This is a genomic window from Robertmurraya kyonggiensis (genome assembly GCF_005116465.1).
Lineage (GTDB): Bacteria > Bacillota > Bacilli > Bacillales > Cytobacillaceae > Robertmurraya > Robertmurraya kyonggiensis.
The window spans coordinates 462,524-482,665 of the sequence record NZ_SWBM01000001.1 but is presented as its reverse complement, the minus strand read 5'-3'; the positions used below and the strand labels follow the sequence as shown (position 1 = coordinate 482,665).

Here is a 20,142-nt window from a genome sequence, read left to right as displayed (position 1 = left end):
AAGAATCTATTGACTATTTCGTGAAATATCTATATTATTTTAGGTAGTATTAATAACTACATATAAAAACATGGAGATGATTATGTTGAAGTATATTCGTGAACCTATTAATGGATTAACCCATCTTAGTGGGGCCATTCTATCGTTTGTCGCCTTATTAGCGATGGTTATTAAAGCAGCACTAACCACTTCGTCAGGACTTGCAATCGCAGCCGTGATTGTCTTTGGAATCAGCATGATTTTACTCTACTCTGCATCAGCCACTTACCACATGGTCATTGCTAAAGACAAGGTCATTGCCTTTCTACGAAAAATAGACCATTCTATGATCTTCGTTCTGATCGCAGGGACCTACACTCCGTTTTGCTTAATCAGCTTAAATGGAGTTACTGGATGGGTTCTCTTCTCGATAATTACCTTTTTTGCCTTATCTGGCGTACTGTTTAAAATGGTTTGGTTCAATTGTCCGAGATGGTTATCTACAATGATTTATATCGTAATGGGCTGGATGGTCATCTTCGCTGCCTCTCCTTTGTCAGATGCTTTAAGTTCAACCGGTTTATTCCTGTTGGTACTTGGAGGTATTTTTTATACAATCGGCGGGATTATTTATGGAGCAAAACCAAACTTCTTAAAATCTGAATATATGGGATTTCACGAGATTTTTCATATCTTTATTATGCTAGGGAGCACAGCTCATTTTCTTTGTGTCTATATGTATGTTCTGTAAACAGAAGAAGAAGCTGTCGATTTGACAACTTCTTCTTTATATTTGTTGGACTACTTTTCTTGTTTTCTATCACTATTGTCCTGCATATCACATTTGATAGAGGGCTTCAATAGATCCACTTCATCTTATTGCACAAATTAAACTTGTCGGTCAGCTCGGTCGGATTCTCTCTTATCTTGGCGTACAAATTTGATTTGCCGGTCAATTCGAACGGATTCTCTCTCAACTTGTCGGTCAAACTAGATTGGACGTCCAACTCGCATAGCTTCAGTCGATCCCCCCACACTGTCACGAAAAACCCATTACTCTCCCTTAATCATCAGGAGCTTTTGTTTTAAGTTATTCTCCATCGCCGCTAATTCGTATTCTGCTTGGCGACGTTTATGTCTGCCTTCCTCCTGAATTCGCATTGTTTCTTCAAGAGTCGAAATTAAGTTTTCTTGTGTCTTCTTTAACGTTTCGATATCCACAAGTCCTCGTTCATTTTCCTTTGCCGTTTCAATCGTATTCGTTTTTAGCATTTCAGCATTCTTTAATAAAAGCTCATTGGTTGTTTTCGAGACTTGCTTCTGAGCCTCCATCGCATGTCTTTGTCTAATTAAAGTCAAAGCAATGGCGACTTGATTTTTCCATAGCGGAATCGCTGTAAGGATTGATGACTGAATTTTTTCCACCAAAGCTTGATTCGTGTTTTGGATAAGACGAATTTGCGGCGCACTTTGAATCGTAATTTCTCTACTCAACTTTAAATCATACAAACGCTTATCTAGACGGTCAGCGAATTGAATCATATCATTGACTTCTTGGAATTTCATCTGATCCTGAGTAGCTTCAGCGTCTGCCCGCATGGCAGGTATTGTCTTTTCGTACAGCTCTTCTAGCTTAATTTCTCCAGCTGCAATATACACATTTAAGGCATTGAAATAATCCTTATTGTTTTCATAGAGCTTTTCCAAATAATGAATATCGCTTAAGAGCGTGTTTTTACTTCGATCCAACTGCACACTAATGCGATCAATTTGTGCGCCGGTTTTTTGATATCTCGATAACACCTCTTGAATCGAATCTGAAATTCGCCCAAACATTTTCGCAAAAAAAGAAGGCTTATCTGCTTTTAACTCATCGGGACTTACACTATTCAATTTCTTCATTAAGTTACTGATGATTTCTCCAATTTCCCCAACATCCTGCTTTTGAACATGCTCAAGCATCGTATGGGAGAATGACAAAAGCTTTCCCTGTGCCTGAGAACCATAGGAAATCATTGCTTCATGATTTTTTGGATCAATTTGCTCTGCCAGCTGATAAGCTTTTGCACGATTTTCTTCAGGGATAACATCAATCAATTTAACAGGCTTTTTCTCGGTTGCTTGAAAAACTTCATTCGTATCTTTTTGTTCACCAAATGGATTAGCTAACAAATCGTCGAAGACATTACTCGTATTTCCGTAAAGGGAATCGTTTTTACCACTCATTTTAGTCTCCTACTTTCATCCTGAATTGTATTGATATTTCGTTTCGCCACATCAAGTTCTAGGTGAAGCTGGTCAATATCGTTTGAAAGGACTTGGTCTAAATCCTTTTCCAATGAGTTCCGCATTTCTTCTATTGTTTTACGTGTTTCTTGTAAAGATAATCTTAAGTCAAGATTCTTCGTAGGTTGAGCAGAGAGAAATGAATATTTTTCCGCCAACTCAACAAAGGAATCTAAATGGTAAAAATAAAATCTCTCAGCAAGGTAAAATCTTTTCGGTTCTTTTTTCGTAATGCGATAGATCTTCCTCGTAATTCTGAGAATCTCAAGATTTTGTTTTAACATCGTCAATTGTTTTAATGAAAAAAGAGCTTTATTTAAGCGGTCAATCTTTCTTTTTGCTTCATTTAAATTTTTCTCAATATATTTATATTCACGTCTAGTAAGCCCTTGGCTCTTAAGAAAACGGTGCTTCATGATCGTTTTAGCAATGAGATAAATAATAAAACCTCCAGCTACCGCAAAAGTAGTTGATAACAAAATCGATTGATCGTATCCAAAAAAGCTGATTAGCCATACAATGCCCGCCGTTGGAATCGCAATTAACGTTCGTAACACAAACGAAAGAAATGGATTCATCTAATATCTACCCCTAACATTTAATCCTCTATATAATTACGATAAAATAATAAGAAAGTTTCAACCATAGTTATATATACACGATTTTTCTAACTTTTATCATATCAAACTTCCAACAGATTGACATAGACCCCATATGTAAATGATGCTAAGACCTAAGACTGATTTTATTAAAAATAAATAAAGAGCCAACCGAGTTCATCGATTCGCTCTTTTAAACAATTTATAAAAACATACTCATGTTCATCGTTGTAATAACAGATTGATCGGGATAAACAATGCGGGAGGCAATCTTCCATTGATTATTTTCAAGACGTACCTTATCAACACGCTCTCCAAACATCTCCTCGATGTCAATGGTTGATCCTCTGCTTCGTTTAAATAGAAAATAACTTCTTACCCTGAATTCATTTGGATTCTCTGTACTTTCAATGATGATATTGGTTATAAAATGCCTTTGTCTTGTCGCTGGATTTTCTACCCAGGCTGATTTTGTATACAAGCGATTTACCCGTGTCGACAAGGATTTTATTGTTTCTTCGAAATAGAAAGAGTCATCCGCAATATTTTCTACTCCCACTCCCTCAACTGTTTCCCGTAGCGGCATTTTGTAGCTAATATCGTCAGTGAATAACTCTAACCACTCTTTATATTTCCGATTGTCTAGAAAATAGGCCTCTTGATAATAGAGATTCGTAATTTCCATTTGTAATTCAGGAGTGATTTTCTTTTTCACGTCAGAACTCATCGTGACTCCTCCTTCACAAATAAGTCTTTTGAAATCAACTCTAACCATCTTTCATGCATGCTTCGAGCAATAGAATCGATATAAGTAGTAGGATAGGCAGTTCCTGGACCTGGGAAATTCTCGTCAGGCTCCACTCGTTTATAGCCCATTAAATAGTTACTTACACTATTGTAATTGAGCTCCTTATCCTTCATCATTAACCCTTTACTTACCTCGACGATACGTGCCCATGTTTCGGTATCATCCTGTTCTAGTGTGCCAGACGGACCAAAAGAACCTAAATAGCCCTTATAGGCAGCTTGTTTATACTCTTCAGGCATTGCTTTGTCGATTAAGAACCAACACCAAACTTCAACCTTTTCAGGTGATAACGGTCTCCACATTCTAAAATTCAAGTAGTTGTGGAGATCCCCTTCTGTTCCATGAATCGGACTAACAAAGGAAAGATTAGGATATACACCACCTACAAATACCGTTACTTTTGACTGTATATCTAATTGTTCAGGAGTTAAATGTTGTTCGAATAATGGCCACATCGAATCTGGCGTTCCTTGAAATGGCACTCTCGCCTTCCCTGTTTTGGAAGTTATAACATTTATCCCATGAGCATTTTTCATAACAACTTGATGCCCATATCCTGCATAGAGTGGATCCTCAGGACTAATTCCCATTTCTACTGTTGAGCGATGTGTCGTTTGAACATGATAAGGGTCAGCAGCAAAGTTTTCTGTTGTCGCTTTCCAATTTGCCTTTGCAACCCATCTTTGCGGAAGGCCAATAACTTCCATCCCTCCGCTTCTTCCTAGTAAAATATCAAGATACCATTTCATATCTCCTAAATAATCCTCAAGAGATTCCGCATTCGGGTCGAGATTACCGAAAATCATTCCTTGGTAAGATTCAACCTTTGGAATTGGACGAAGACCCCACTCAGATTTATCCATCTCTTCCCCATACACTTTATTTCCTGCGACAATTCCAATTAAATCCCCATCAAGGTTATAGCTCCAACCGTGATAAGGACATGTAAATGTTTTCTTATTTCCACGATCAGCTGTACATAATTGGGTTCCACGGTGGGTACAAGAATTTAAAAACGCCTTAATTTCACCATTACGGTTTCTCAAAAGAATGACTGGATCATAAACCATCCACCTGGTTACATAACTTCCTGGTTCTTTGATTTCTGTTTCATGACCTAAAAACTGCCATGAGTATCCGAAAATTTTTTCAATCTCCAATTCATAAATATCTGGATCCGTTAAAACCCACTGTGGTAATAGCCCTTCCTCCATTTTTTCTTTCAAATGCTTAAAAGCCTTTTCTTCAAGAGTCTTCTTGATCATACGGGACCTCCTCTACTTAATCATATTAGGTAAAAACGTAACGATTTCTGGAAAGATAACCAATATGATTGTAAATACTATCATTGTCACTATTGCCGGGATAACCCCTTTGAAAATTTTCTCAATCGGTACATCTCTGACAACTCCACTAATGATATAAACACTTAATCCAAGTGGTGGAGTCAACACCCCAATATTGAGAACCATGACCATGATAATGCCAAACCAAAGACCATCAAACCCAAGTTGAGTAATTAACGGGTAAACGATTGGCAAGGTTAACACCATAATCGCAATCCCTTCCATAAACATCCCTAATATAAAGTAAACAACAAGAATCATCGCCATGATCAAATAGGGTGAAACATCCAATGTTCCTACTGTAGAAGTTAAGTACATCGGAATTTGACTCAATGCTAGAAATTTTCCAAATAATGAAGCACCAATCAAGATTATAAAGAGCATAACTGTTAAGCGAATCGATTCATCTAGGGAAGATAATAGCTTTGACCAATTTAATTTTTTTGTAAAAAGGGTTAATAGAAATGCACCTACTGCCCCTATTCCACCAGCTTCACTCGGTGTAAAGACACCAAAATAAATGCCACCAATACTAATAAAGAAGATGACAAGAAATGGCCAAACTCCTCGTAAGGATAGAACCTTTTCTTTAAAAGATGAAACCTCTTTTTTTCTTGGAGCAATAGATGGATTTAGTCTTACTTGAATATTGATCATTAGCATAAAAAGAATTGTCATGATGATCCCTGGAATTAGCCCTCCAATTAACAGCGGACCAATCGGCTCGTTCGTTAAGGCCCCATACAAAATTAGAATTACACTTGGAGGTATCAATATTCCTAATGTACCTCCGGCAGCAACAGCTGCTGTTGAAAAAGTAGTTTTATAGTTATACTCCTTCATTTCAGGAATTGTAATTTTAGCAAGTGTTGCAGTTGTTGCATTGGATGACCCTGAAATTGCCGCAAAAATGGATGCTGCACCAATTGTTGCAATGGCTAAACCACCTCGAAAATGTCCAATCCATTTATCAACAGCTTGGAATAACTCTTTTCCTAAACCTGTATTTGACATAAACATTCCCATTAGGATGAATAACGGGATTACACTTAAGCTATAGTTTTTCGCAGTTCCAAAGGCAGATGTTCCTAGCTGCGAAAGTCCTACATTCCAATCTGACAACCAAGAGACACCTAGGAATCCAACGAGAAATAGAGAAAGCCCTACTGAAACTCTTAATAAAATGAGTACTAATAGTAGCGAGATACCTATGACACCTATAAGTTCAGGACTCATTCTTTTTCACCAACTTTTGTAAAGTTTTCAATACATCTAATAGATAGGTAAGTGTAAAACAAAACGCTCCAACTATAGTGAGACCTGAAAAGATATATAAAGGTAATCCTAAATCACCGCTCGTTTCATGACCAACTAAAATTCTCATCGTATATTCATATAGCTGCCAAGTGGTTAATGCCATGAGAACAGTTAGAATCAAAGAGCCTAGTAAAGCTAGAAAATGTTGTACCTTCAAAGGCATTTTATTCGTTAAGAAATCAATTTCGATATGATCCTTATGAATCTGAGCAGAACCCAAACTAAAGAAAATAATAATAGCAAGTGCCAACCCAGTAAGTTCATACGTTCCTGTTATAGGCTTATTGAAAAAATATCTTCCAATAACATCAGCCAATGTTAGAAACATTAGAATGAACAATACAAAACTAGAAATCTTATGCAAAACGTTATTCATAAACAACGTAATCTTTTCAAATCTCTCAGTCAGTTTTTGAGAAAAAGAGACATCGTTGAGAGCAGGAGCTCCCAACGATTGACTTTCTTGAACCTCTGGTTTCATAACATCACCTCAATTGTTCATACTATTTTCCTTTGATCAATTTCACCGTTTCATCATAAATCTTTTGTCCGTCGATTCCTTTTGCTTCCATATCAGTTAACCATTTTTCGGTTACACCCTCAGCATTATTTTTGAATTTATTTAACTCATCATCAGGCAAAGTAATAAATTCAACTCCAGCTGCCTTTGCATCTTGTTCTGCTTTTTCTTTCTGTTCATCAAATGCTTTACCAGCAAGTTCTGCCATTGGTAGTCCTAGCAATTCATCTTCAATCAACTTTTGATCATCAGCAGAAATCTTATTCCAGCTGTCTTTATTCATTACCACATAGAATAGACTCGTATTGAAGTTTCCTAATGTTACATAATCAACGATATCTGCTAGATTAAAATCTCTAATCGCCGCAACAGGAAGAACACCACCATCTATTACACCTTTTTGTAATGCATCATAAATTTCTGGGGCGGGCAGTGAGACTGGAGTAGCTCCCCAAGATTCAATCATATTCCCTGCTTCTACTGATGGAGTTCTAAGTTTTAAGCCTTTTACATCTTCAAAGCTTCTAACTGCTTTTCCTTTCGTAATGATCGCATAAGGATCAGCGGCGTGAATCCATAATGGCTTAACATCTGTGTATTCCTCCTGAATTTCCGGGAAGGTATCGTATAGCTTTTGAGCTACTACACTTAGTTCAGCCGCAGTTCCATCAGCTAAGAAAGGCAATTGCAAAACTGTATGGACAGTGAATTTCCCAGCATTATAACCATGCAACCCCCAACCGGCATCCATAATCCCCGTTACGATATTATCAAATGTATCAGTTGGTCCACCTAAAGCTCCACCTGGATAAACTTGAAATTTGACTCGACCATCTGTTAATTCTTCTACGTCCTTACTAAACGGCGTCATAGCACCCGTGTCCTGCACATGTTCTGGTGAATTCATATGACCTAGCTTTAATTCAACGGTTCCACCGTTCCCACTAGCGGAATCTCCGTCTCCACTAGAACTATTTGAACAAGCAGTAAAAATTAATATACTAAGTATGGTAAGACATAATAAGGATAATTTAGTACACGTTCTAAACATTTCTATTCCCCCCGATTTTTAAACTTCTTCACACTACAATAAAACGCTTTCATTTCGTAAAAGAATGCACCCTCCTCACTCCCCATTGATTATTTACCAATATTAAGTCTTAACTTTCTTGTATCATATAGAGTCAGTAACTCCAGGACAACAACACAGTTTCTATATATGCAACAGATGAAATTTTTTTATGCTTTTAATACTCTAGAGGTAAACCAACATATTGTTCAGCAAGACTTTTTGCTGCTGAAGCAGAGGATGTCACGAGGTCTAATTCTGCAAGTTGAAGACCATATTCAAAAGGAGAATGGTCAAAATTTCGATGGAGCATTCTGGTCATCCACGCAGAAAAGCGTTGTGCTTTCCACACGTGCCTTGTACAAATTTTAGAGTATTGAGTAAGAAGTTCTGTTTCTTGTTCATGGTAAAAATTCGTCAGTGCCTTTGATAATACTTGAACATCCGCCACGGCCAAATTAAGTCCTTTTGCCCCTGTTGGCGGAACGATATGTGCAGCATCACCCGCTAGATAGAGCCGTCCATATTGCATCGTTTCACAAATAAAACTCCTCATTGGAACGATATTTTTTTGTATAATAGGACCATCATTTAGCTTCCAATCATTTAGATCGACTCGTCTATGCAGCTCGGTCCAAATCCTGTCTTCCGACCAATTCTCGATTATGTCTGTTGGCTCCACCTGAAGATAATAACGTTGAATATCAGAAGACCTTGTGCTAATAAGGGCGAATCCAGTCTCGTGATTACTGTAAATCAATTCAGGATTTGAAGGTAGTGCTTCAGCTAAAATACCTAACCAACTAAATGGATACGTATGTTTAAATTCTTTCCGCACTTGTTCTGGAATCGCTTTTCGACTTGGGCCATGGTAGCCACCACAACCAGCGATAAAATCACACTCAATTTCTTCCTCTACCCCATCTTTTTGGAATCGAATCTTTGGTGAAGAAGTCTCAATATCTAGTAATCTAACATCCCTTACATCAAAAAGGATCTGTCCCCCATCTTGGAGACGTGTGGCAACTAAGTCCTTAATCACCTCATGTTGGGCATATACAGTGATGCTTTTTCCACCTGTAAGTTCATTCATATTGATTCGATGCCTTCTACCCCTAAATTGCAATTCGATTCCATGATGAAGAAAACCTTCCTTCAATAACCGATCAGCAACCCCTGTCTCCTTCAAGAGATCAACCGTCCCTTGTTCTAGGACACCAGCACGAATGGTTTCTTCTATTTCTTTCCTTGAACGGTTCTCCAAAACAATCGATTCAATTCCTTGAAGATGCAGAAGATGCGAAAGCATCAAACCCGCCGGTCCAGATCCAATTATCCCAACCTTTGTACGCATCTATCCACCCCCTTTTATTACTGTAAAAAGGTGATACAGCCATAATTTTATTAAGCGCTTTCAAGTTCTTTACTTCACAAATTCAACGTCTGCTTCTGTCACAAAACGTACCGTCTCTTTTGCTCCGAAGGCAATTAAAGCATTCCAGCTACCCGAGGACTGACCATCGGCAAAATAAGTTGGTTCCCATCCATCCTCAATCATGCTAAAAAGCATCGCTAAATGTCTGCCACCTGATTCAACCTTTGCAAGGCGTGCATATTGAGGAAGCATTTCATATGCTGACTGATAATCTTTTTTAATGATGAAATCTATAAATTCTTTATCCAACGCATGCTCAGATACCGTAGGTTTATTATGTCTGCCTCTTACTAAATTGTGAGAAAGGGCGCCACTTGAAACAAAAATGACTTTCTTATCGCTTTCTCTCAAAACCTTGGCGATCTCTTGCCCCCATTTATACGTCTCTTCTAAGCTAGCTGCTAACGTTACTGATAAATTAATAACAGGAATATCTTCATTTGGAACTAGATATCTCAAAGGAACAACTGTCCCGTAGTCCCAAATATAATAGGGATCATTTACACCTTGTACTTGAAGTCCAGCATCCTCACCTGCTTTAACAAGTTCATTTGCTAATTCTGAATCTCCTGGATAATGATAAGGGACGTCCTTAATCAAATCTGGTGCCTCAAATGCAGTTAAGATCCCTTTATGCTCTGGAGTACAGTCTACATAATGGAAAAAAGTTGACGGCCAATGACAAGAAACTAGTACCACTACATCAGGCTCAATGCTTGCGATTTTTTTCGCCAGTCCCTTCATGGAAGCGACCATATCCTTCTGAAACTCGGGTGCCTGATCTTCATGACAAATGCTTGGTACATGCGGGGCCAATAAACTTAACTCAATCGTCATTATTCATATCCCTCCCTTATAAATTTGAAAGATAAACCATTACAGTTATTATATGTTTCCACTTTGTCGGAGCTTGGCTATGGTTTATCTTTCATTGCTTGAAAATTACTTTTGTGACATTGGTTTACCAGCTTTTCCCCAATGCGTTTTCGGTATTTCTGTCACAATAACACGAATATTCTCTTTTGGTGAATCCAAAGTTTCTGAAACCGTATTCGTGATATTTTGAATTACTTCTGCAATTTTCTCTTCAGACCGACCTTCTAGTAACTGTACATTGATAATGGGCATATGCTCTTATTCCTTTCTTATGAAAGTTATTCAACTACAGTAAAAGAAACTTCACCTAAGCCATCAAATTTGGCACTTACAGAATCTCCATTCTGTAGCTTCACAGCTCCTGTAATTGCACCCGTTAAAATGATATCGCCCTTTTTCACTTTTTCACCTTTTCTTGCCAACATATTCGCAAGCCTCGCAATGGAATTAGCAGGATGTCCTAGCACAGCAGCTCCTGCTCCAAGATCTTTAATTTCTCCATTAATAGTTAAAACACCACCAACTACATCTAGCTCAAATAGTTCAGGCTTTTTTAACGATGTCCCAAACACAACTCTAGAGGTAGAGGCATTATCAGCTATGACATCGGGCAATGTAAAATTAAAATTTTCGTAGCGGCTGTCGATAATTTCGAGAGCTGGTAGCACATAATCCGTTTTCGCTAAAACTTGAGTACCTGTAACCCCCGGTCCCTCAATATCTTCACCAATTACAAAAGCAATCTCTGCTTCTGCTTTCGGATGGATTAAGTCTTTAAGTGAAACTTTCCCACCATCGTCAATTAACATATAGTCAAAGACGTATCCATAGATCGGTTCATTTACACCCATTTGTTGCATTTTCGCTTGACTTGTTAACCCCATTTTCGGTCCAATGATTCGTCTTCCATCTTCGAGCTTAAATTTCACAAGCTCCTCTTGGACAAAGTAAGCTTCCTCAACGGTAAGGTCTTGTTTCATCGTGGATGTGACCTTTTCAATTTCCCTCTTTTCGATTTCCGCTGAGACTAAATGTTTGGCAATATCCTTATAGAGAGCGTTATTCATCCTTTTCCTCCTTTAGGCAACGGTGTAAAAATCAAACTCTATTTATTTTGCATTTGCCAGCTCTGCAGCAACGTCTAAAATCATATCTTCCTGTCCGCCAACAACATTTCTTTTACCTAGTTCAATTAAAATATCCCTTGAATCAATGCCAAACCTTTCTGAAGCTCTTTGCGCATGTAATAGAAAACTAGAGTAGACTCCAGCATATCCTAAGACAAGGCTATCTTTCGTAATTTCCTGTGGCTTTTCAAGAATTGGCGCAACGATATTCTCAGCAATATCCATCATTTTATAAATATCAATTCCGGTTTGAATACCTAATTTATCAAGGACTGACACCAATACTTCTGTTTGTGTATTTCCCGCACCGGCTCCTAAGCAACGAATACTACCATCGATTCGAGTGGATCCCTCTTCAATCGCTGCTAGCGTATTAGCCATAGCTAGAGATAAATTATTGTGGGCATGAAATCCAACATTAATCGTTAAGGCATCCTTTAGTCCTCTAATCCTTTCCTTTACTTGATATGGCAAAAGAGCACCTGCAGAGTCGACGACGTAAACAGTATCTGCTCCATAGCTTTCCATCAATTTCGCTTGTTCTACTAATTTTGCAGTAGGAGCCATATGTGACATCATAAGAAATCCTACCGTTTCAAGACCAAGTTCTTTAGCAAGCGAAATATGCTGTGGAGAGACATCTGCTTCGGTTACATGGGTTGCAATTCTAGCCATTTTAGCTCCTAGACTAGCAGCTTCTTTTAGTTCGGGCATAGTGCCAATCCCAGGTAAAAGGAGTACAGCGATCTTAGCATTTTTTACAACTGAAGCAGCAGCTTCAATTAGTTCCATCTCGTTGGTCAAAGATAAACCGTATTGAAGAGAGGATCCGCCCAATCCATCACCATGTGATACTTCGATATACGGGACATTCGCTTCATCTAAACCCTTTGCAACAGCTACCACTTGGTCAACAGTAAATTGGTGACGAATGGCATGACTTCCATCCCGTAATGCTACTTCTGTAATAAGTACGTCCCTATGTGATTCCATTCCTGTTCAACAACTCCTCTCCTTAGATCAAAGTTACCTTTGAAATCTTATGCTTTGCCCATTCTTCTGCAACCTTTACTGAAGCAGCCGTCATAATATCTAAGTTTCCTGAGTACTTCGGCAAATAATCTCCAGCGCCTTCGACTTCGATGAATACAGTCACTCGATTCCCATCAAAAAATGGCCGTTGTCTTAAGCGATATCCTGGCACATACGATTGAACCTGAACAGCCATTTCATTGACAGATGTAATAATTCGCTCTTCATCAACTACTTGGTCTTCTAGCAATACGTGAATCGTATCCCGCATAATAATAGGAGGTTCTGCAGGATTTAGAATAATGATCGCTTTCCCTTTTTTGGCCCGGCCTATTTTTTCAATTCCACGCGCAGTCGTTTGTGTAAATTCATCAATATTTGCTCTAGTTCCGGGGCCAGCACTTTTGCTCGAAATAGTCGCCACAATTTCCGCATATTCAACTTGTTGAACTCGATTGATGGCATGAACAATTGGAATCGTCGCTTGACCTCCACAAGTAATTAAATTGATATTGTCAGCATCAAGATGCTCGCTTATATTCACCGAAGGAACCACAAAAGGTCCAACAGCAGCTGGCGTCAAATCAAGCACTTTCTTTCCAGCATCACGAAGCAACTTTGCATGGCGAATATGTGCCTTTGCTGAAGTTGCATCAAAAACAATATCAGCGAGTTCCGGTTTTTCTAAAAATCCTTTGATACCTGTATCAATCGTTTCAAAACCAAATTCTCTCGCCATTTTCAAACCATCAGAATTTGGGTCAATCCCGATGACAGTCGTCAATTCCAATATTTCTGAACGTCTAAGTTTAAGCATCAAATCTGTTCCGATATTCCCCGATCCTAGTACAGCTACCTTTACTTTGTTCATAAGCCTCCCCTTTCTACGTATCTATCAAAAACGAACGCTCACTTCCCCAAGATGAGCAAATTTGGCTGTAAAGGCGTCTCCTGCCCTTGCTTCCACAGCGGCTGATAGCGCACCTGATAAAATCACTTCTCCCGCTCGTAAAGAAATATCAAATTCGGATAATTTATTGGCTAGCCACGCAACACAACTCGCAGGATTTCCCAAGGCTGCAGCCCCGACTCCAGTGTTTACGATTTCCCCATTCTTAGATAGGACCATTCCAATTAATCTAAGGTCAACCTCATCAATTTTTGAAGGCTTTCCTCCAAGTACATAAAAGCCAGAAGATGCATTATCTGCAACAGTATCAGATAATTTAATTTTCCAATCTTGAATACGACTGTCGACTATCTCGAGTGCGGGTATGACGTATTCAGTTGCTTGAAGGACATCTAATGTGGTAACATTAGGTCCCTTTAAATCATTCTTGAGAATAAAAGCAATTTCCCCTTCGACTTTCGGTTGCATGACCTTATCAAGGGAAATCTTCCCTCCGTTTTCCACAACCATTCTATCTAACAAATGACCATAGTCTGGCTCGCTTACACCAAGTAAGTTTTGCATAGCTAGTGAGGTTAGGCCTATTTTCTTCCCAACAACCTTTTGTCCCTGCTCAAGCTTCCGATGGATATTCTCAAGTTGAATGGCATATGCTTCCTGAATTGATAATTCCGCATCCATCTCAGAAATAGGAGAAATCCCGATTTTCGTTTCTTCTGCTTCAGCTAGTTGCTTGGCGTATTGAAAAATTTTTTCAGACAATATTCATCCATCCCTTCTGAAACCTATAATTTAATCGTGATATTCGAAAGTTCTGAATAAAAATCAAGACTATGCATACCGCCTGTTCTGCCAATACCACTGTGTTTCATACCACCAAACGGAGTTCTGAGATCACGTAAAAACCAAGTATTGACCCAAATAATTCCTGCTTCGATTTGATGGGCCACCCGATGTGCCTTCTTTAAATTGGTCGTCCAGATTGTTGCACTTAGCCCATAATGGGTATCATTCGCTTGCATGATTACCTCTTCCTCCATATCAAACGGAGAAATCGTAACCACTGGACCAAAAATTTCTTCTCGTACACAACGGGAATTTCGATCTAATCCTGTAATAATCGTTGGCTCAAGGAAGTAACCTTTTTCAAGACCTTCTGGGCGCTTTCCTCCAGTGTGGATGGTTCCACCTTCTTTCTTCGCAATCTCAACATAGCTCATAACACGGTCATAATGCTCCTTGCTCACTAATGCACCTACGTTTGAATCCTTTTTCAATGGATCTCCAACCTTCAACTCTTTTGTTGCCTCTACAAATCTTTGAACAAATTCGTCAAATATTGGACGCTCTACGTATAATCGAGAACCACAAAGACAAACCTCTCCTTGATTAATAAAGCTAGAGCGAAGCGTCGTTTCGATGACATCATCCAAATCACTGTCTGCAAAAATGATATTAGGATTCTTACCGCCTAACTCATAGGAAAGCTTTTTCAAAGAATCAGCCGCCGATTTCATAATCGCTGTACCTGTACTAGGTTCACCGATAAAAGAAATCGCATCAATATCTGGATGCTCAGAAATAGCTCCTCCTGCTGAACTTGGACCAAATCCATGAACAAGATTTACAACACCGTCTGGAACTCCTGCTTCTTTACAAATTTCCATTAAGACGGTTGCAGTCATTGGAGTCCATTCTGCCGGTTTGATAACCGCAGTATTTCCCATCGCCAAACATGGTGCAAGCTTCCATGTAAGAAGCAGTAGTGGTAAATTCCAAGGTTTAATAATTCCTACTACACCAACAGGACGTCGGTAGGAATAGTGCAGCGCCTGATCATCCTGCTGGTAAGCTTCTGTTCCAACCGAAATCATATAATCTGCAAAAAAATGAAAATTGTAAGCTGCTCTTGGTATATCAATTTTATTGGCTAACCACTCTGGTTTACCTGTATCTAGTGATTCTAATCTGGCTAATTCTTCTTGCCTTTCAAGAATCAGGTCACCAATCTTACGGATAATTTTAGAACGCTCCGTTAGGGTCATTGTTTTCCATGGACCATTTAGTGCTCTTCTCGCTGCTCTTACAGCAAAATCAACTTCCTCTTTGCCACCTTCTGCAACTGTGCCCAATACTTCTTCTGTGGCAGGATTGATATTTTCAAAGATTTTTTTATTCTGAGAATCTACAAAATGTCCATTAATAAAATGTAAACAATTGATTGCTTGTACTTTAGTTTCTACTTTCATGAAGATAGTCCTCCTTAACATTGTGGTTTTTTCTGCATTTTCTAAAGATTATGTTAACGTTTGCAAAATTCTTATTCAATGTACTAGTTGCTCTATATGCAACGTAGAATATTTTTTTTAAAAGGTAAAAAATGCTGTACCGTAGGCATGTTGATATAAATATCATAATATTTAAAAAGTTCTTTATTTTATTTTTAATCTCTGCTATATTTCCACTATAGAAACAAAGGTTACTATATAGCGCCAAAAAGGAGGAATGTTTATGACCTTAATGGAGCGAGATGACAATCATCTTTCCTCTGTTAAAAATGCACTACGAATTTTAAAAAGCTTTACCATGGATGAACCAGAAAAAAAGATATCTGACCTATCAGCCACTCTCGGACTAAATAAAAGTACCGTTAGTCGCACGATGAGCACCCTTGCTAGTGAAGGCTTTGTATTCAAAGACCCGGAAACGAAAAAATATCGATTGGGGCTCTCTATCCTTTCTTTAAGTGGAATTGTTAATAGTCATATGGATGTGTACCGTGAATCACAGCCAGTTTTAAATAGACTGGTAGAAAACATCGGGGAAACAGCTCATATTTCCGTATTGGATAATCTTGAGGTCATCTACTTAAATAAAGTTGAGTGTAACCACCCTGTCAGGTTCTTAACACATGTAGGAAAACGGAACCCACCATACTGCACGAGCTCTGGAAAAGTATTACTTGCCTTCTCAAATGATAAAATAGTTGAAAGTGTTATCAGCAAAGGTTTAAAGAAATTTAACAAAAATACAATTACAGAACCCGAGAATCTCCTCCTTCACCTCAAAAAAATTAGACATGATGGATATGCTCACAGCATTGAAGAATTTCTCGAGGGTGTGAATTCAATAGCTGCTCCTATTTATGACTACAAAGGAAAAGTGATTGCCGCTCTTTCTGTCGTAGGACCAAAACAAAGAATTCAAGCCAATAAAATTCCAAGCCTTTCAAAAAGAGTTATTCAAGCTGCAATGGATGTCTCTGAACGCATGGGATATTATCCACGAAAATAACAAATGAAGGGAATGTTGTTATGTACGATTTCCACACTCATTTTATCCCTGAAGATGTTCTTACATGGATAAAGGAACATCAACAAAAAGTGAATACCAAATGGGTTAAAAAAGAGGAAGGCAATAATGAGTTTCTTGTAGTAAATGGAAAATGGGGATTTGAACTAAAGCAAACCTTTATTGACAAACTACTTTTTTTACAAGAACAAGAAACTGTAGGTGTCACACATTCAATGATTTCACCCATCCCTCAATTGTTCATGTATGAATTCTCCTTAGATATTACAACCGATCTATCAAAGGTTTACAATCAATCTTTGGCAAACTTATCCCACACATATTCTGACAATATCTCAGCATTAGGAACTGTTCCATTTACAAATCCAGACAGAGCCGCACAAATCTTAAACGAAGCCATGAATTTAGGACTAAAAGGTGTAATCATCGGTCCGGGACTTAAGGGACATATGTTATCGGATGACTTTTTCATACCATTTTTCGAGGAAGCAAACCGATTAGAAGCAATCGTGTTCATTCACCCTCTCCTTTGTGAGGATCCACGCTTAAAAAGAAGAATGATGCCAAATTTAATCGGTGTGCCATGGGAAACGACTGTTTGTGCAACTGATCTCATATTAAGTGGACTTATTGACCGCTTCCCGAAGGTTAAGATTCTATTTGCTCACGGCGGCGGACTCCTCCCCTACCAAATTGGCAGACTAGATAAAGGATTTGAACAATGGGAACTTGTATCTGCGAATTTACAGGCACGGCCTTCTGAATACTTAAATCGTTTTTGGTACGACTCAGTATTATGGAATAAAGATAGCCTCGATTTTCTGATAAAAATTGTTGGTGAAGAAAGAGTCGTTCCTGGTTCGGACTATCCATTTGATCTTTGCGTATGGCCACCAGAGAATATGGGGGAAAAGGGAGCTCTTACCCTATTAAAATAAATACAATAGATTTTTTAGTCGTTTCATATAATGCAACAGCTAGGTTTACGGTAAATATTCACCCTTGATATGATTTGGGGTAATCAGATAATTGCTAGGCATACTTGAAAGCGTTACCATTTCATTAGAAGGGAGTTTTGTTATGCAAGCAGTTGGAGTTATGAACAAAAGCTTTATTAACGGAGAGTGGACTAAGGGAAAAAGCACGAGGACATATGATATCTTAAATCCATATGATCGTTCTGTTGTTACTTCTGTCCGTCTGGCCACTAGCGAACAACTCGAAGTAGCCTTTAAAATTGCAGAAGCGGCTCAGAAAAAATGGGCCAACTCTACAGTGGTAGAAAGAAAGGAAGTTCTCCACAAAGTTACTCAGTATTTAAAGGACAATCAGGAGGAAATTATACAAACACTAATCCGTGAAACTGGTGGTACCGTCTTAAAATGTCATGTCGAACATCATCTCGCCTTAGAAATTCTTGAAGAATCTTTTAAATACGTTGATGAAATTTACAAGGTTCGTGAAGTAGCGGGGACAGATGAAAAACTGAATCATATTTATCGTTTGCCATTGGGCGTTATTTCATCGATTTCACCTTTTAACTTTCCATTAAACTTATCATTGAGAACCATCGTACCGGCCATTGCCCTTGGAAATAGCGTTGTTCATAAACCAGATATTCAAGTCGGACTTTCGGGTGGTTCTATTATCGCCAAAGCGTTTGAAGCAGCGGGATTACCAAAAGGTGTCTTAAATGTTGTTCTTACCGATATCGAGGAAATTGGCGATGGCATGCTAATAAATCCGATTCCTAAGCTCATTAGCTTTACTGGGTCTTCGGCTGTAGGACGCCATATTGGTGGTATCGCAGGACAGAATTTAAAACGTGTTTCTCTTGAGCTTGGTGGCAACAGCCCATTCGTCGTCTTATCAGACGCTGACGTAGACCAAGCTGTAAACGCTGCTATTTTTGGCAAATTTATTCACCAAGGACAAATTTGCATGATCATCAATCGTTTCATTGTCCATCAAGACAAATACGAGCTTTTTGTTGAAAAATTTGTAGAACGAGCAAAATCTCTCCCGTACGGTGATCCAAGTGACCCGTCAACTGTCATTGGACCTCTAATTAATGAACATCAGCTGGAAAAAGCCTTATTTAATGTGGAAGAAGCAAAACGCGAAGGAGCAACGGTTGCTCTTGAAGGAAAACGTGTTGGGAACGTCCTTACTCCGTGTGTGCTTACCAATGTTGATAACTCTAGCAAACTTGCACAAACAGAGTTATTTGCTCCGATTGCGACAATCATTAAGGCCGCTACAGACGAAGAGGCGATTGCTCTAGCAAGCGATACTGATTATGGTTTAAGCTCATCCATTTTCACGTGCGACTTGAAAAAAGGTGAAGAGTTAGCTCTACAAATCGATGCTGGAATGACTCATATCAATGATCAAACTGTAAATGATGCTCCACATATCCCTTTTGGAGGAAATAAAGCAAGTGGTTTAGGACGCTTCGGAAATCCTTGGGTAGTAGAGGAATTCACTGTAACAAAATGGGTGTCTGTTCAAATGAAGGAACGGCAATTTCCATTTTAATAACGATATGACAATGGTGGTAAGTAAATGAAATAAGGGCTCACCCTTACATCGGGGTGGCCCTTTTTGTGTTTATGGTACTTTCAAAGAGATTGTTGTAACTCTCATCTTCTAAGCCGTATAATTCAATCCCCTCAAATACATCACCAGAATATTCATCAATGTTCAAATGTATACATCATCCAAAACCCGATATCTTGGAAGCCAATTCTCTTATAAATTGCTCCCGCTGATGGATTATCATAAAACAAGCAGAGCTCTTTTCCTTCATTCAAAAGGACCCCGCAAAGCTTCAACATACATGCTGATGCATAGCCTTTTTTCTTGTAATTATCCAATGTTGCAACACCCACAACCATCGCAGATGTAGAATTCTCAGCTCCAGTTGACGCAGTTGAAACCATTTTCCCATCCTCTTCTACAAAAAACGTTCTCGATGTGCCGTCCTCTAATCCCCTACGCTTTCTTTCCACAGTAATAGTGGAATCACTAAATTCAGGAATGCTGTTAAGAATTTCCACAAGAGCTTCAGCATCGTCTGGGATGGCTTGCTTTACAAACGATACATTCACGTCATGTGCCGAAAGGTTCGTACACTTTGCGTAGTACGTCTGTCTTTTTCGAACCATAGCCTTTTTAACAAATGGCTCGATTTTACCGGTAATGTCTTTTAAACCTGACATAAAATAAAAATCAGAATCCGCATCCATAATTTCTGCAAACCCTTTTGCATTGAAATCTCCAGTCGCAAATGGGATATAGTTATTTTCATATTTTAATAGAACTGCAATTAATTCTCCGGCCTCATTAAAATCTCCCCATACTTTTTGAAAATCCTTATCATACCCGTAAGCCTCTATATCTCCAATGATAAAAAGGTTTTCAGCAGGCTGAGAGTTTACTAGTGCAAAGCATTGTTCATGGTCTCTATTCGTTAATCTTCTAATCATGAAAAATCTCCTCCCCTTAATTTTTCTATTTTACCAAA

At 38.6% G+C, this 20,142-nt stretch carries 20 protein-coding genes; 4 read left to right on the top strand and 16 right to left on the bottom strand.

The window, feature by feature from the left end; translation table 11 throughout:
• Positions 1-82: 82 nt before the first annotated feature.
• Positions 83-730 (top strand): PAQR family membrane homeostasis protein TrhA, encoded by a 648-nt coding sequence (gene trhA / locus FA727_RS02410; protein ID WP_136829134.1) that lies wholly within the window; start codon positions 83-85, stop codon positions 728-730.
• Positions 731-1,032: 302 nt separating this feature from the next.
• On the opposite strand, the gene FA727_RS02405 is transcribed toward trhA, so the two are convergent.
• The 15 genes from FA727_RS02405 to FA727_RS02335 all read right to left on the bottom strand — a co-directional run bounded on the left by FA727_RS02405 (position 1,033) and on the right by FA727_RS02335 (position 15,553).
• Positions 1,033-2,205, bottom strand: a complete 1,173-nt coding sequence (locus FA727_RS02405; RefSeq protein WP_136829133.1) for a toxic anion resistance protein — start codon at positions 2,203-2,205, stop codon at positions 1,033-1,035.
• The gene (locus tag FA727_RS02400) at positions 2,202-2,843 is read right to left on the bottom strand and encodes a 5-bromo-4-chloroindolyl phosphate hydrolysis family protein (RefSeq protein WP_136829132.1); all 642 of its coding nucleotides are present in this window, start codon (positions 2,841-2,843) and stop codon (positions 2,202-2,204) included. Before FA727_RS02400 ends, FA727_RS02405 begins: the two co-directional genes overlap by 4 nt.
• A 223-nt stretch (positions 2,844-3,066) precedes the next feature.
• On the bottom strand, positions 3,067-3,591 hold the full coding sequence (locus FA727_RS02395; RefSeq protein WP_136829131.1) for an aromatic-ring-hydroxylating dioxygenase subunit beta: 525 nt from the start codon (positions 3,589-3,591) through the stop codon (positions 3,067-3,069).
• Positions 3,588-4,937 carry an aromatic ring-hydroxylating oxygenase subunit alpha gene (locus FA727_RS02390; RefSeq protein WP_136829130.1) on the bottom strand — a complete coding sequence of 450 codons (1,350 nt, stop codon included), beginning with the start codon at positions 4,935-4,937 and terminating at the stop codon, positions 3,588-3,590. The genes FA727_RS02395 and FA727_RS02390 overlap by 4 nt, the downstream gene beginning before the upstream one ends.
• A 12-nt stretch (positions 4,938-4,949) precedes the next feature.
• Complete coding sequence (locus tag FA727_RS02385) at positions 4,950-6,254, bottom strand: TRAP transporter large permease (protein ID WP_136829129.1); 1,305 nt, start codon at positions 6,252-6,254, stop codon at positions 4,950-4,952.
• Positions 6,244-6,816 carry a TRAP transporter small permease gene (locus FA727_RS02380; protein ID WP_136829128.1) on the bottom strand — a complete coding sequence of 191 codons (573 nt, stop codon included), beginning with the start codon at positions 6,814-6,816 and terminating at the stop codon, positions 6,244-6,246. Before FA727_RS02380 ends, FA727_RS02385 begins: the two co-directional genes overlap by 11 nt.
• A 22-nt stretch (positions 6,817-6,838) precedes the next feature.
• Positions 6,839-7,906: a TRAP transporter substrate-binding protein gene (locus tag FA727_RS02375; protein WP_136829127.1), complete on the bottom strand. Its 1,068-nt coding sequence runs from the start codon at positions 7,904-7,906 to the stop codon at positions 6,839-6,841.
• Positions 7,907-8,102: 196 nt separating this feature from the next.
• On the bottom strand, positions 8,103-9,278 hold the full coding sequence (locus FA727_RS02370; RefSeq protein ID WP_136829126.1) for a 4-hydroxybenzoate 3-monooxygenase: 1,176 nt from the start codon (positions 9,276-9,278) through the stop codon (positions 8,103-8,105).
• 69 nt (positions 9,279-9,347) lie between these two features.
• Positions 9,348-10,196, bottom strand: coding sequence for a DODA-type extradiol aromatic ring-opening family dioxygenase (locus FA727_RS02365; protein WP_136829125.1), 849 nt, complete (start codon positions 10,194-10,196; stop codon positions 9,348-9,350).
• Positions 10,197-10,301: 105 nt separating this feature from the next.
• On the bottom strand, positions 10,302-10,487 hold the full coding sequence (locus tag FA727_RS02360; protein WP_136829124.1) for a 4-oxalocrotonate tautomerase: 186 nt from the start codon (positions 10,485-10,487) through the stop codon (positions 10,302-10,304).
• 26 nt (positions 10,488-10,513) lie between these two features.
• Positions 10,514-11,302 carry a 2-keto-4-pentenoate hydratase gene (locus FA727_RS02355; protein ID WP_136829123.1) on the bottom strand — a complete coding sequence of 263 codons (789 nt, stop codon included), beginning with the start codon at positions 11,300-11,302 and terminating at the stop codon, positions 10,514-10,516.
• A 42-nt stretch (positions 11,303-11,344) separates the two neighbouring features.
• A complete protein-coding gene (gene dmpG, locus FA727_RS02350) occupies positions 11,345-12,355 on the bottom strand; it encodes a 4-hydroxy-2-oxovalerate aldolase (RefSeq protein ID WP_136829122.1) in 1,011 nt (336 codons plus the stop codon).
• A gap of 22 nt (positions 12,356-12,377) precedes the next feature.
• Positions 12,378-13,265, bottom strand: coding sequence for an acetaldehyde dehydrogenase (acetylating) (locus tag FA727_RS02345; protein WP_136829121.1), 888 nt, complete (start codon positions 13,263-13,265; stop codon positions 12,378-12,380).
• 24 nt (positions 13,266-13,289) lie between these two features.
• Positions 13,290-14,066, bottom strand: a complete 777-nt coding sequence (locus FA727_RS02340; RefSeq protein WP_136829120.1) for a 2-keto-4-pentenoate hydratase — start codon at positions 14,064-14,066, stop codon at positions 13,290-13,292.
• Positions 14,067-14,089: 23 nt separating this feature from the next.
• Complete coding sequence (locus FA727_RS02335) at positions 14,090-15,553, bottom strand: aldehyde dehydrogenase (RefSeq protein ID WP_136829119.1); 1,464 nt, start codon at positions 15,551-15,553, stop codon at positions 14,090-14,092.
• A gap of 262 nt (positions 15,554-15,815) precedes the next feature.
• Between FA727_RS02335 and FA727_RS02330 the strand changes: the two genes are divergently transcribed.
• The 3 genes from FA727_RS02330 to FA727_RS02320 all read left to right on the top strand — a co-directional run bounded on the left by FA727_RS02330 (position 15,816) and on the right by FA727_RS02320 (position 19,154).
• Positions 15,816-16,598: an IclR family transcriptional regulator gene (locus FA727_RS02330; protein ID WP_136829118.1), complete on the top strand. Its 783-nt coding sequence runs from the start codon at positions 15,816-15,818 to the stop codon at positions 16,596-16,598.
• 20 nt (positions 16,599-16,618) lie between these two features.
• Complete coding sequence (locus FA727_RS02325) at positions 16,619-17,554, top strand: amidohydrolase family protein (protein WP_136829117.1); 936 nt, start codon at positions 16,619-16,621, stop codon at positions 17,552-17,554.
• A 142-nt stretch (positions 17,555-17,696) separates the two neighbouring features.
• Entirely contained in the window at positions 17,697-19,154 is a 1,458-nt protein-coding gene (locus FA727_RS02320) for an aldehyde dehydrogenase family protein (RefSeq protein WP_136829116.1), read from the top strand.
• A gap of 158 nt (positions 19,155-19,312) precedes the next feature.
• On the opposite strand, the gene FA727_RS02315 is transcribed toward FA727_RS02320, so the two are convergent.
• The gene (locus FA727_RS02315; protein WP_136829115.1) at positions 19,313-20,104 is read right to left on the bottom strand and encodes a GNAT family N-acetyltransferase; all 792 of its coding nucleotides are present in this window, start codon (positions 20,102-20,104) and stop codon (positions 19,313-19,315) included.
• Positions 20,105-20,142: the final 38 nt, after the last annotated feature.

Bases quoted from the DNA above. Each gene is read 5' to 3' on its own strand.
- trhA (WP_136829134.1), top strand. From the start codon at position 83: ATGTTGAAGTATATTCGTGAACCTATTAATGGATTAACCCATCTTAGT.
- FA727_RS02405 (WP_136829133.1), bottom strand. From the start codon at position 2,205: ATGAGTGGTAAAAACGATTCCCTTTACGGAAATACGAGTAATGTCTTC.
- FA727_RS02400 (WP_136829132.1), bottom strand. From the start codon at position 2,843: ATGAATCCATTTCTTTCGTTTGTGTTACGAACGTTAATTGCGATTCCA.
- FA727_RS02395 (WP_136829131.1), bottom strand. From the start codon at position 3,591: ATGAGTTCTGACGTGAAAAAGAAAATCACTCCTGAATTACAAATGGAA.
- FA727_RS02390 (WP_136829130.1), bottom strand. From the start codon at position 4,937: ATGATCAAGAAGACTCTTGAAGAAAAGGCTTTTAAGCATTTGAAAGAA.
- FA727_RS02385 (WP_136829129.1), bottom strand. From the start codon at position 6,254: ATGAGTCCTGAACTTATAGGTGTCATAGGTATCTCGCTACTATTAGTA.
- FA727_RS02380 (WP_136829128.1), bottom strand. From the start codon at position 6,816: ATGAAACCAGAGGTTCAAGAAAGTCAATCGTTGGGAGCTCCTGCTCTC.
- FA727_RS02375 (WP_136829127.1), bottom strand. From the start codon at position 7,906: ATGTTTAGAACGTGTACTAAATTATCCTTATTATGTCTTACCATACTT.
- FA727_RS02370 (WP_136829126.1), bottom strand. From the start codon at position 9,278: ATGCGTACAAAGGTTGGGATAATTGGATCTGGACCGGCGGGTTTGATG.
- FA727_RS02365 (WP_136829125.1), bottom strand. From the start codon at position 10,196: ATGACGATTGAGTTAAGTTTATTGGCCCCGCATGTACCAAGCATTTGT.
- FA727_RS02360 (WP_136829124.1), bottom strand. From the start codon at position 10,487: ATGCCCATTATCAATGTACAGTTACTAGAAGGTCGGTCTGAAGAGAAA.
- FA727_RS02355 (WP_136829123.1), bottom strand. From the start codon at position 11,302: ATGAATAACGCTCTCTATAAGGATATTGCCAAACATTTAGTCTCAGCG.
- dmpG (WP_136829122.1), bottom strand. From the start codon at position 12,355: ATGGAATCACATAGGGACGTACTTATTACAGAAGTAGCATTACGGGAT.
- FA727_RS02345 (WP_136829121.1), bottom strand. From the start codon at position 13,265: ATGAACAAAGTAAAGGTAGCTGTACTAGGATCGGGGAATATCGGAACA.
- FA727_RS02335 (WP_136829119.1), bottom strand. From the start codon at position 15,553: ATGAAAGTAGAAACTAAAGTACAAGCAATCAATTGTTTACATTTTATT.
- FA727_RS02330 (WP_136829118.1), top strand. From the start codon at position 15,816: ATGACCTTAATGGAGCGAGATGACAATCATCTTTCCTCTGTTAAAAAT.
- FA727_RS02325 (WP_136829117.1), top strand. From the start codon at position 16,619: ATGTACGATTTCCACACTCATTTTATCCCTGAAGATGTTCTTACATGG.
- FA727_RS02320 (WP_136829116.1), top strand. From the start codon at position 17,697: ATGCAAGCAGTTGGAGTTATGAACAAAAGCTTTATTAACGGAGAGTGG.
- FA727_RS02315 (WP_136829115.1), bottom strand. From the start codon at position 20,104: ATGATTAGAAGATTAACGAATAGAGACCATGAACAATGCTTTGCACTA.